At 71.6% G+C, this 10,112-nt stretch carries 11 protein-coding genes; 7 read left to right on the top strand and 4 right to left on the bottom strand.

The genetic code is table 11. The annotated features are described in order from the left end of the window. Positions 1-40: 40 nt before the first annotated feature. The gene (locus N4P33_RS27690) at positions 41-778 is read right to left on the bottom strand and encodes a SigE family RNA polymerase sigma factor (protein WP_260829536.1); all 738 of its coding nucleotides are present in this window, start codon (positions 776-778) and stop codon (positions 41-43) included. A 241-nt stretch (positions 779-1,019) separates the two neighbouring features. Here N4P33_RS27690 and afsQ1 point away from each other — a divergent pair, with 241 nt between their 5' ends. The 5 genes from afsQ1 to N4P33_RS27665 all read left to right on the top strand — a co-directional run bounded on the left by afsQ1 (position 1,020) and on the right by N4P33_RS27665 (position 5,036). Continuing rightward, entirely contained in the window at positions 1,020-1,697 is a 678-nt protein-coding gene (afsQ1, locus tag N4P33_RS27685) for a two-component system response regulator AfsQ1 (protein ID WP_006133375.1), read from the top strand. After that, entirely contained in the window at positions 1,694-3,385 is a 1,692-nt protein-coding gene (locus tag N4P33_RS27680; RefSeq protein WP_260829535.1) for a HAMP domain-containing sensor histidine kinase, read from the top strand. The genes afsQ1 and N4P33_RS27680 overlap by 4 nt, the downstream gene beginning before the upstream one ends. After that, positions 3,385-4,041, top strand: coding sequence for a hypothetical protein (locus N4P33_RS27675; protein WP_260829534.1), 657 nt, complete (start codon positions 3,385-3,387; stop codon positions 4,039-4,041). Before N4P33_RS27680 ends, N4P33_RS27675 begins: the two co-directional genes overlap by 1 nt. Positions 4,042-4,193: 152 nt before the next feature. Continuing rightward, positions 4,194-4,775 (top strand): VanZ family protein, encoded by a 582-nt coding sequence (locus N4P33_RS27670; protein ID WP_260829533.1) that lies wholly within the window; start codon positions 4,194-4,196, stop codon positions 4,773-4,775. Between the two features lie 60 nt (positions 4,776-4,835). After that, a complete protein-coding gene (locus N4P33_RS27665) occupies positions 4,836-5,036 on the top strand; it encodes a PspC domain-containing protein (protein WP_260829531.1) in 201 nt (66 codons plus the stop codon). Between the two features lie 107 nt (positions 5,037-5,143). On the opposite strand, the gene N4P33_RS27660 is transcribed toward N4P33_RS27665, so the two are convergent. Together N4P33_RS27660 and N4P33_RS27655 are read right to left on the bottom strand one after the other, a co-directional pair. After that, positions 5,144-5,512 (bottom strand): ATP-binding protein, encoded by a 369-nt coding sequence (locus N4P33_RS27660; RefSeq protein ID WP_260829529.1) that lies wholly within the window; start codon positions 5,510-5,512, stop codon positions 5,144-5,146. 138 nt (positions 5,513-5,650) lie between these two features. After that, on the bottom strand, positions 5,651-6,808 hold the full coding sequence (locus N4P33_RS27655) for an adenosine deaminase (RefSeq protein ID WP_260829528.1): 1,158 nt from the start codon (positions 6,806-6,808) through the stop codon (positions 5,651-5,653). A gap of 157 nt (positions 6,809-6,965) precedes the next feature. Here N4P33_RS27655 and N4P33_RS27650 point away from each other — a divergent pair, with 157 nt between their 5' ends. After that, a complete protein-coding gene (locus N4P33_RS27650; RefSeq protein WP_260829527.1) occupies positions 6,966-7,721 on the top strand; it encodes an alpha/beta hydrolase in 756 nt (251 codons plus the stop codon). Positions 7,722-7,742: 21 nt separating this feature from the next. On the opposite strand, the gene N4P33_RS27645 is transcribed toward N4P33_RS27650, so the two are convergent. Continuing rightward, positions 7,743-8,705: a LysR family transcriptional regulator gene (locus N4P33_RS27645; RefSeq protein WP_260829526.1), complete on the bottom strand. Its 963-nt coding sequence runs from the start codon at positions 8,703-8,705 to the stop codon at positions 7,743-7,745. 64 nt (positions 8,706-8,769) lie between these two features. Between N4P33_RS27645 and N4P33_RS27640 the strand changes: the two genes are divergently transcribed. Next, positions 8,770-10,032, top strand: a complete 1,263-nt coding sequence (locus tag N4P33_RS27640) for an MFS transporter (RefSeq protein ID WP_260829525.1) — start codon at positions 8,770-8,772, stop codon at positions 10,030-10,032. Positions 10,033-10,112 lie beyond the last annotated feature (80 nt).

Raw genomic sequence — 10,112 nt, 5'->3', positions numbered from 1 at the left:
GTCCCCCCGGTTCCCTCGAACCCCCGGACCCCCCTGGCCTTCAGGCGACCAGTTCGCCGAAGGCGTCCTCCTCGTCACGGCCGAAGCTGAGGACCTCGTCCTCGCGCAGCCGGCGCAGCGAGCGCCAGATGCTGGACTTCACCGTGCCGACACTGATGCCGAGGATGTCCGCGATCTCCGGGTCCGTGCGGCCCTCGTAGTAGCGCAGGACCAGCATGGTGCGCTGGAGCTCGGGCAGCCGGGCGAGCGCCTGCCACAGGACCGCGCGCAGCTCGGTGCCGCGCATCGCGTCCGTGTCGCCGGCCGTCTCCGGCAGCTCCTCGGTCGGGTACTCGTTCAGCTTGCGGCGGCGCCACGCGCTGATGTGCAGGTTGGTCATGGTGCGGCGGAGGTATCCGCCGACCGCGGCCTTGTCGCTGATCCGGTCCCACGCCCGGTAGGTCGAGAACAGCGCGCTCTGCAGCAGGTCCTCGGCCTCGAAGCGGTCACCGGTCAGGTGGTAGGCGGTGGCGTACAGGGAGGCGCGGCGCTCCTGCACGTAGGCGGTGAACTCCGCCTCCGACAGCGAGCGACGCTCCCCCGTGTCCTCCCCGTACGCGTCTCCCCCGTGCGTCTCCCCCGTGGGCGCGTCAACCACCGTCATGTACGCGGTGTGCTGACGCCCGGTGCTGCGAGCGCACCCCCGCCCGCTCACAGCACCGGACTTCTCTCCCCCTCGGTGCACGTCGTGCAGACGCGTGATCACTGCGCTGGTGCTGATGCTGTGCAGCGTGTTCATCTCGCGCCCCCCGTCGTGGACTTCCGGTGTCTTCGGTGCTGGCTTGCTTGTGCGGAAAATCCTGCCGGGGCGACTTCATGACCGTGTCCGCCGACTGTCACAGAGCTGTCACAGGGGTCCGCCACGGCCCGGACACAGAACGTTCACAGGTGTCCGTGCACGTAGCCGCCCTTATGGGGGCCAGGCGGGCACTTGCCTCCACGGGTCGAACAGGGAGCCCTCCATGGGCCAGAATGAGCGCGTGCCTTCCCTGTTGCTGATCGAGGACGACGACGCCATCCGCACGGCCCTGGAGCTCTCCCTGACGCGCCAGGGACACCGGGTGGCGACCGCTGCCAGCGGTGAGGACGGTCTGAAGCTGCTGCGTGAGCAGCGGCCGGATCTGATCGTGCTGGACGTGATGCTGCCCGGCATCGACGGGTTCGAGGTGTGCCGGCGCATCCGGCGCACGGACCAGTTGCCGATCATTCTGCTCACCGCCCGCAGCGATGACATCGACGTCGTGGTCGGCCTGGAGTCCGGCGCCGACGACTATGTCGTCAAGCCGGTGCAGGGCCGGGTGCTGGACGCGCGGATCCGGGCCGTGCTGCGGCGCGGCGAGCGGGAGTCCAGCGACTCGGCGACCTTCGGCAGCCTGGTGATCGACCGTGCCGCCATGACCGTCACCAAGAACGGGGAGGACCTCCAGCTCACGCCGACCGAGCTGCGGCTGCTCCTCGAACTGAGCCGGCGGCCCGGCCAGGCGCTGTCCCGGCAGCAGCTGCTGCGGCTGGTGTGGGAGCACGACTACCTGGGCGACTCGCGCCTGGTGGACGCCTGTGTCCAGCGGCTGCGCGCCAAGGTCGAGGACGTGCCGTCGTCCCCGACGCTGATCCGTACCGTGCGCGGTGTCGGCTACCGGCTGGATCCGCCTCAGTGACACAGGAGCACCAAGGGGGGTCCCGCGGCTGGTCCGCGGCACGCAAGGGAGTGTGGTCCCGGCTGCGGTTCACCAGTCTGCGGCTGCGGCTGGTCGTGGTGTTCGGGCTGGTCGCGCTGACCGCGGCGGTGTCCGCGTCGGGGATCGCGTACTGGCTGAACCGCGAGGCGGTGCTGACCCGCACGCAGGACGCGGTGCTGCGCGGCTTCGAGCAGGAGATGCAGAACCGGGCGGGCGCGCTGCCCGAGCATCCGACGCAGGACGAACTGCAGCACACCGCGGGGCAGATGGCGAACAGCAGCCAGCGCTTCACCGTGCTGCTGATCGCCGAGAACCCCGAGGGCCGTACGGTGTACGGCAGTTCGGGCGGGCTGAACGGCTTCTCGCTTCAGGACGTCCCGGCCTCCCTGCGCGAGGCGGTCACGAAGCGGCAGAAGCTCACCTCGACCAACAAGTACCCGTACCACCTGTACTGGCAGCGGATCGTCGAGGACGACACCCCCTACCTGGTGGCGGGCACGCGGATGATCGACGGCGGGCCGACCGGCTACATGCTGAAGTCGCTGGAGCCGGAGGCGAAGGACCTCAACTCGCTGGCCTGGTCGCTGGGGATCGCGACCGGTCTCGCGCTGATCGGCTCGGCGCTGCTCGCGCAGGCCGCCGCGACGACCGTACTGAAGCCGGTGCAGCGGCTCGGCGCGGCCGCCCGGCGGCTCGGCGAGGGGCGGCTGGACACGCGGCTGAGGGTGTCCGGGACGGACGAACTGGCGGATCTGTCACGGACGTTCAACAAGGCGGCCGAGGCGCTGGAGAAACGCGTCGCGGACATGGCGGCGCGGGACGAGGCGTCGCGCCGGTTCGTGGCCGACATGAGCCATGAGCTGCGGACGCCGCTCACCGCGATCACGGCCGTGACCGAGGTGCTGGAGGAGGAGCTGGAGTTCGAGGGCGGCGGCATCGACCCGATGATCGAGCCGGCGGTACGGCTGGTGGTCAGCGAGACACGGCGGCTGAACGATCTGGTGGAGAACCTGATGGAGGTCACCCGCTTCGACGCGGGCACCGCGCGTCTCGTCCTCGACGACGTCGACATCGCCGACCAGATCACCGCCTGCATCGACGCGCGTGCCTGGCTGGACGCGGTCGAGCTGGACGCCGAGCGCGGCATCCACGCCCGGATCGACCCGCGCCGGCTGGACGTGATCCTGGCCAACCTCATCGGCAACGCGCTCAAGCACGGAGGGTCGCCGGTGCGGGTGTCCGTGCGCGAGGAGGGTGCGGAGAGGTCCGCCGAACGGGCCGAGGACGGCGGCGCGGTGGTCATCGAGGTCCGGGACAACGGGCCCGGTATCCCCGAGGACGTCCTGCCCCATGTCTTCGACCGTTTCTACAAGGCCAGCGCCTCCCGCCCGCGTTCCGAGGGCAGCGGTCTGGGGCTGTCCATCGCGCAGGAGAACGCCCACATCCACGGCGGCGAGATCACCGCGGCCAACTCTCCCGAGGGGGGCGCGGTGTTCACGCTGCGGCTGCCGAGGGACGCCTCCGCGCTGACGGAGGACCAGGACAACGACGCGGCCGGCAACGGGGGCGGGAACGGCCGCGGCAAGGGCAGGAGCGACGGGGGCCGTGGCGCCGGCAAGGACGGCGGCGACCGGGGTCGCGGCGACGGCGCCGAGGGGGACGCCTGATGAACGGCCTGAACGCACGACGGCCGAGGCCGGGCCGCCCGTCGGCCGGGCGCCGACTGCCCGCGCTGCTCGCGGTCACCGCGCTCGGCGCCGCCCTGCTCGCCGGATGCGGCATCCGCGCGACCGAGGTGCCGACCGACTTCGGTCCCGCGCCCTCGCGGGTGCGCTGCTCGCTGGGCGAGCCGGAGGTCTCCTCGCGGGCCGACCGGGGGCTGCCCGTGCAGGTGTTCCTGCTGTGCGGCTCCTCGCTGGTGGCGGTGGACCGTACGGTACGGGTGCCGGACGGGGCGGCCGACTCAGGGCGGCGCGCGCTGATCGCGCAGGGGCTGCTCGGCCAGCTCTCGGCCCAGCCGTCGGCCGCGGAGAAGGAGGCGGGGTACACGACTCACGTACGGGACGGGATCACCGTGAGCGGGCCCCGGCCCGGCGACCCGGACGACGCGCTGCGGCTGAGCGTCGCGCCCGGCAGCCTGAGCTCCTCCGCGCTGGCGCAGATCGTGTGCACCCTGTCCGACTCGGCGGCGGCCGAGGGCGACGGCTCGGTCATCCTGGGCGGCCCCGGCACCGACGCCCCACGCCGCTACGAGTGCACGGACGAGGTCCGCACCCGCCCCTCCAGCGAACGCCCACCGTCCTCGGAGATCACCAGCAGCTGACCCGCCGGCCCCCGGCACCGAACGGAGCCGCTCGGCACCTCGGCGGAGGGGTTCGCCTCTCGCGGCTGCTGTCGGTGTTGTGGCGTATGCCTCATCGGCGGAACGGGTGACACGCCGGAACCGATCGTGCCGGAGGCCGCGTCTAGGGGGGCGTGCAGCGTCAAGGCTCCATCGGCGGCACCGCCGCTCTCCGCATCCGTGTGCTGGGTGGTCTCCTCCTGGCCACGTATCTGGCGTTCGTCTTCTGGTTCACGCTGCGCCCGCTGGACGTCCCCTGGGTGATGCCCGCCAATCTGCGTCCCCTGGACGGCATCCGCGCCGACTTCGCGCTCGGGTGGGTGGCGGGGACCCGGCGGATCGCCGAGGGGCTGGCGCTGCTCGCGCCGCTCGGTGTGCTGCTGCCGATGGCGGGCGGGCGGCTGGTGGTCTCGCCGGTGGGCTCCCTGGTGCGCACCATGGCCGCGGCGGCCCTGCTGTCGCTCGGCATCGAGATGCTGCAGACGGCCGTGCCCGGTCAGGTCGTCGACATCGACTCGCTGCTGCTGAACACCCTCGGCGCGGGCCTCGCGCACGCGGCCGTGGTGCCCGCCGGCCGCTCCTGGCTGCGCCGCCGGGCGGTGCGCAGGGCCGCCACCGCCGTCCCCCAGGAGGAGCCGGCTCAGGGTCGGACCCCGACGATTCCCAGGGTCGGGATCGCCCCGTGGAGCGACGCTTTGCCCCCTTCGTCTCCGTAACGTGGAGGTCAGTTGAGGCATCCGGACGGGAGGCCTCGCACCGCTCACGAAGGAGCCGCAATGTCTCGCCTCGCCCGCCCGACCAACGACCGCATGATCGGCGGAGTCTGCGCCGCGCTGGCCCGGCGCTTCGGCACCTCCGCGACCACGATGCGGGTGATCTTCCTGCTGTCGTGTCTGCTGCCCGGCCCGCAGTTCCTGCTCTACATCGCGCTGTGGATCCTGTTGCCGTCGGAGAGCAAGACACGAACGGCCTGGTAGCCCGGTCCGCCGCGGCTTCGGTCCGCTGCCGCCTTCTCCCTGCCTGTACGCCGATGGGGCGCACCCCGAGACTCGGGGGCGCCCCATCGGGCTGTTCTGCCCGGGTGTCAGCCGCCGAGCGGGAGGCCGTTGACGTTGAGGCCCTTGGTGGGCAGCTGGCCCAGCGGCAGTCCGCCGAGCAGGCCCTTGGCCGGTGCCGTCGGGTCCTTGGCGACCATGTCCTTCGCGGCTTCCTTCGCGACCGGCTCGGCGGCCGTCAGCCCCGTACCGGCCAGCTCCTTGCCCGTCTCCAGGGTCTGCTTCGCGGCCGGCAGCACGGAGACGTTCTCCGCCGGGAGGGTCTGGGTGGCCGCGTCCAGCGCCGGGGCGGCCGTGTCCGGAACGGCCGGGGCCGCGGTGGCGGCACCCGCACCGACGGCGGCGAAGGCGGCACCGAGAGCGGCGACACCGAGGGTCTTGGCAGCAGACTGCTTCATGAAAATGCGTCCTCGAATGGGATACGGGGATGTGAGCGGTCCTGTGACCGTAAACACGCGGCACCACCGCCCGCAAACATCGAAATGCGGACGGATTGTGAACGCCGACCGTATTCCCGGTGCCGGGAAACCTTCTCCTCAGCCCTCTTCGGCTGAAGAACCGCTGGTAGAAGCCGTCTGCCGGAACAGCCATTCGGATTTGAGTTCCGCGTAGCCCGGCTTGATGACGTCATTGATCATGGCCAGTCGTTCGTCGAAAGGAATGAACGCTGATTTCATCGCATTGACGGTGAACCACTGCATGTCGTCGAGCGTGTAACCGAACGCCTCGACAAGGTGCTCGAATTCCCGGCTCATGCTGGTGTGCGACATGAGGCGGTTGTCGGTGTTGACCGTGGTCCGGAAGTGCAGCCGGCGCAGCAGCCCGATCGGGTGCTCGGCGTACGAGGACGCCGCCCCCGTCTGGAGGTTGGAGCTGGGGCACATCTCCAGCGGGATGCGCTTGTCGCGGACGTAGGAGGCGAGCCGGCCGAGCTCCACCGTGCCGTCCTCGCGGACCTGGATGTCGTCGATGATGCGCACTCCGTGCCCGAGCCGGTCGGCGCCGCACCACTGCAAGGCCTGCCAGATGGACGGCAGTCCGAACGCCTCCCCGGCGTGGATGGTGAAGTGGTTGTTCTCCCGCTTGAGGTACTCGAAGGCGTCCAGGTGCCGGGTGGGCGGGTAACCGGCCTCCGCGCCCGCGATGTCGAAGCCGACGACGCCCAGGTCCCGGTAGCGGTTGGCGAGTTCGGCGATCTCCAGGGCGCGGGCGGCGTGCCGCATCGCGGTGAGCAGGGCGCCGACGCGGATGCGGTGGCCGTTGTCCTTGGCGCGCCGCTCGCCCTGCCGGAAGCCCTCGTTGACCGCCTCGACGACCTCCTCGAGGGTGAGCCCGGCTTCGAGGTGCTGTTCGGGGGCGTAGCGCACCTCGGCGTAGACGACACCGTCCTCGGCGAGGTCCTCGGCGCACTCGGCGGCGACCCGGACGAGGGCGTCGCGGGTCTGCATGACGCCGACGGTGTGCGAGAAGGTCTCCAAGTACCGCTCCAGGGAACCGGAGTCGGCGGCCTCCCGGAACCACAGCGCGAGTTTGTCCGGGTCGGTCTCGGGGAGCTGGTCGTAGCCGGTCTCCCGGGCCAGGTCGACGACGGTGGCGGGGCGCAGGCCGCCGTCGAGGTGGTCGTGCAGCAGAACCTTGGGCGCCCGGCGGATCTGGTCCGGTGCCGGGGTGTTCGCGATGGTCTGGCTCGTCATTTCCGCACTGTAACTCCTCGACGGCCTACGCGCGTAGACGCCGTGCGGGGTGAATGTGCGGGTGGGTGCGCGCGGAGGTGCCGAGACGTGACGCCGATACGTAACAGTGACCGCAAGGTCGGGTGGAGTACACCCGGGCTTCTGAGAATGTTCTGTCATGGCACAGCAAGCGACGCCGGTTCGCAGGGCCCGGCTGGGGAGGGCGCTCGGCCCTGAGCCGACGGCGGTGAGCGGAGTGGTGCTGCTGCTCCCCGACGGCGAGGAGACCTCCGAACGCAGACCGTCACCCCTGTGGGCCACCGCCTCCGTCCGCGCGCTGGGCCGCCGTCTCGCCCGCGCCGGGCGGGAGGAGGGGCTGGCCGTCCATGTCGTCCACTACCGGTACCGGGGCTGGAACGGCAGCGCGGCGCACCTCGCGCGGGACGGGGAGTGGGCCGCCGAGGAGGTCGTACGGCGGTACGGGGACGTGCCCGTGTGCCTCGCCGGGAACGGGATGGGCGGGCGGGCCGCACTGCGGGCCGGCGGGCACGAGGCCGTCAACTCCGTGCTGGCGCTGGCACCGTGGCTGCCGGAGGAGGACGTCGCGGCCTCACCCGAACCGGTGAAACAGCTCGTCGGGCGGCGAGTGCTGATCGTGCACGGCACGAACGACGCGCGGACCGATCCCGAGTTGTCGTTCCGGCTGGCGGCTCGGGCGAAGAAGGCGAATCGGGATGTGTGCCGCTTCGAAGTGCATGCCGATGGACACGGGTTGCATCAGTACCGGGATGAAGTGCTGGCGCTGGCCGAGGACTTCGTGATGGGGGTGTTGTTCGGGAGGGCGTTGGCGCGGCCGGTGCGGGATGCCTTGGCGGCGCCTCCGCCGCTCGGGTTGCGGATGCCGTTGGCTTCTGGGTTCGGGCGGTGGCGGTAGCGCGCGCAGTTGCCTGCCCTGTCAGGTTGGCAGCAGGTTCCCTCTTCGTGAGAGCAGGAACTTCTTGAAGGCCGCCACCGGAGGTGTGTCCGGGTGGTCGGCTCGCCAGGCCACGCCGATCTCTCGTACGGCTCTCGGGGCGGTGACCGTCAGTTCCACCACTCCGGGGCGGGGGACGGTCGGGGGTGGGAGGAGGGCTACGCCCAGGCCCGCTGCCACCAGGCCCCGGAGGGTTTCGGCTTCCTCGCCCTCGAAGGCGACTCTTGGTTTGAAGCCTGCCTGGGCGCACAGGTCGTCGGTGATGCGGCGCAGGCCGTAGCCCGGTTCCAGGGTGACGAACGTCTCGTCGGCGGCCTCGGCGAGGCGGATGCGGCGGCGGGACGCGAGGCGGTGGTCGGCGGGGACCACCAGGCGCAGCTTCTGTTCGTCCAGGCGGCGGGCGACGAGGTCGGGGGCGTCGGGCACCGGGGACGTCAGGCACAGGTCGAGTTCGCCGGCGCGGAGGCGTTCGAGCATCGCCTCGCCGTAGTTCTGGACGAGGCTGAAGCGGACGCGCGGGTGGTCGGCGCGGAAGGCGTGCAGGAGGCCGGGGACGGTCTCGGCGCCCATGGTGTGCAGGAAGCCGAAGGCGACCTTGCCGGTGGCCGGGTCGGCGTCCGCGCGGACCTCCTCGGCGGCCCGCTCGATCTCCGCGAGGGCGCGTTCGACCGAGGTGAGGAAGGTGCGGCCCGCCGGGGTGAGGGAGAGGGTGCGGCCCTGGCGGGCGAACAGGTCGACGCCCAGGTCCTGTTCGAGGCGGGCGAGGGCCCGGGAGAGCGTCGACTGGGGGACGTTCATCTCCTGGGCGGCTCGGGTGACGTGCTCGGTGCGGGCCACGCCGGCGAAGTGGGCGAGGCGAGGGGCGAGCAGGGTGACGATGTCTTGTGCGTCACGTGTGTCACCGGTCTGTGACAGCCGGGCCGCTGAGCTTCGCTGATGCGCCATGGGAACGATTATGGCCGTTCCATGCATTGGACGGATGAGTCGGGGACTTCGTACGGTCGGTGGCATGACTCCCGCTGATACCGGGGCGTCCACCGTCGTGGGCGCCGCTGTTCCCGTTGCCGATTCCGAGACGCGTGTGGCCCCGGGCGGCCCCGGTTACCGCCGGATGAGCCTCGCCCTGTTCCTCGCCGGTGTGGCGACCTTCGCGCTGCTGTACTCGACCCAGGCTCTGCTGCCGCTGATCTCCGGTGAGCTCGGGGTGTCGGCGGGCGACGCGAGCTGGACGGTGGCGGCGGCGACCGGTGGGCTCGCGGTGTTCGTGCTGCCGATGAGCGCGCTGTCGGAGCGGTTCGGGCGGCGTACGGTCATGACCGCTTCGCTGGCGGTCGCGGTGACGGTCGGGCTGGTGGTGCCGTTCGCACCCTCGCTGGGGTGGCTGGTCGCGCTGCGGGCGTTGCAGGGTGCGGCGCTGGCGGGGCTGCCGGCGTCGGCGACGGCGTATCTCGCGGAGGAGGTCACGCCGAAGGCGCTGATCACCGCGATCGGGTTGTTCGTGGCCGGCAACAGTGTGGGCGGCATGAGCGGGCGGGTGATCACCGGCTGGGTCGCGCAGGAGTGGGGCTGGCGGGTCGCCCTCGGTGTGATCGGGGTCGTGGCCGTGGGGTGTGCGGTGGCGTTCCGGCTGCTGCTGCCTCGGCCGCGGCACTTCACGCCGGGGTCGTTGCGGCCGCGGGTGCTGGTGCGGACGGTGCGGGATCATGTGGGTGATCCGCTGCTGCGGCGGTTGTACGCGATCGGTGCGCTGTTCATGACCGTGTTCGGCGGGGTGTACACGGTGATCGGGTACCGGCTCACCGAGGCGCCGTTCTCGTTGCCGCAGGGGGTCGTGGGGTCGATCTTCCTGGTGTATCTGGTGGGTACGGTGTCGGCGTCCGCGTCGGGGCGGCTGGTGGGCCGGCTGGGGCGGCGTGGGGCGCTGTATCTGGCGGGCGGGACGACGGCGGCGGGGCTGGTGCTGTCGCTGGTCGGGTCGCTGGTGATGGTGCTGCTGGGGCTGGTGCTGATCACGGCGGGGTTCTTCGCGGGGCACTCGGTGGCGTCGTCGGCGGTCAGCCGGACGGCGACGCATGGGCGGGCACAGGCGTCGGCGCTGTATCAGTCCGCGTACTACATCGGTTCCAGCGCGGGCAGCACGGTGGGGGCGATCGCTTTCCACGCAGGGGGCTGGGGCGGGACGGTCGCGGTCGGGCTGCTGGCGGTGGCGGGGGTTGTCGCGATCACGGTGGCGGGGACGCGGGCGGCCATGCGGGTCCCTGCGGGGGCTTGAGCGGGTTCGGGTGCGGCTTCGGTGGGGGCGGGCGTCTTATGCCTGCGGCGCCGCTGCGGCTTCGGTGGGGGCGGGCGTAG

Origin of the sequence: Streptomyces sp. 15-116A, from assembly GCF_025290915.1 — a bacterium.
GTDB lineage: Bacteria > Actinomycetota > Actinomycetes > Streptomycetales > Streptomycetaceae > Streptomyces.
The sequence above is the reverse complement of the archived record's forward strand: the minus strand, read 5'-3'. Positions and strand labels throughout refer to the sequence as shown.

Bases quoted from the DNA above. Each gene is read 5' to 3' on its own strand.
- N4P33_RS27655 (WP_260829528.1), bottom strand. From the start codon at position 6,808: ATGACGAGCCAGACCATCGCGAACACCCCGGCACCGGACCAGATCCGC.
- N4P33_RS27640 (WP_260829525.1), top strand. From the start codon at position 8,770: ATGACTCCCGCTGATACCGGGGCGTCCACCGTCGTGGGCGCCGCTGTT.
- N4P33_RS27650 (WP_260829527.1), top strand. From the start codon at position 6,966: ATGGCACAGCAAGCGACGCCGGTTCGCAGGGCCCGGCTGGGGAGGGCG.
- N4P33_RS27645 (WP_260829526.1), bottom strand. From the start codon at position 8,705: ATGGCGCATCAGCGAAGCTCAGCGGCCCGGCTGTCACAGACCGGTGAC.
- N4P33_RS27690 (WP_260829536.1), bottom strand. From the start codon at position 778: ATGAACACGCTGCACAGCATCAGCACCAGCGCAGTGATCACGCGTCTG.
- N4P33_RS27675 (WP_260829534.1), top strand. From the start codon at position 3,385: ATGAACGGCCTGAACGCACGACGGCCGAGGCCGGGCCGCCCGTCGGCC.
- N4P33_RS27665 (WP_260829531.1), top strand. From the start codon at position 4,836: ATGTCTCGCCTCGCCCGCCCGACCAACGACCGCATGATCGGCGGAGTC.
- N4P33_RS27660 (WP_260829529.1), bottom strand. From the start codon at position 5,512: ATGAAGCAGTCTGCTGCCAAGACCCTCGGTGTCGCCGCTCTCGGTGCC.